At 44.8% G+C, this 435-nt stretch carries 1 protein-coding gene; it reads left to right on the forward strand.

What is annotated here, in order from left to right:
- Window positions 1–132: 132 nt before the first annotated feature.
- A partial coding sequence (locus IL252_RS17385; protein WP_208629067.1) for a cation:dicarboxylate symporter family transporter occupies window positions 133–435 on the forward strand: 303 nt, incomplete at its 3' end.

The following is a 435-nucleotide window of genomic DNA, read 5'->3' on the forward strand; positions in this document are numbered from 1 at the left end:
GTATGTGTGCGGACTGATTCTGGTCTATCCACCAAACAGCAATCGCATTTCAGGCAGAGTGTAAAATGTACTGATTACTATAGTTAATGTCATATCGTTATATTTATGAATATTTGTATGGAACGCCATCTCATGGCGAGTGGTACGAGACAAATATGGAAACGATATCGCTCAGTAGCGATAATCTATCGTATTGGGATTGCTTTTGTGCTGGGATCGGTTCTTGGGCTCGCAATTGGAGAACCAGCAACGCGTCTTGAGCCTCTCGGTACGCTCTTCGTCCGACTTCTCAAGATGATTATCATCCCGATTGTCTTCTTTACTCTACTTATGGGAGCCAGACGGCTCTCTCCGTCGAGTATCGGAAAAATCGGTGGTCAAGTAATACTTTTGTATCTCGTTACCACCGCAGTAGCCATCTCCATCGGACTACTC

The sequence above is a fragment of the Halomicrobium sp. IBSBa genome (assembly GCF_017612575.1).
Classification (GTDB): Archaea; Halobacteriota; Halobacteria; order Halobacteriales; family Haloarculaceae; genus Halomicrobium.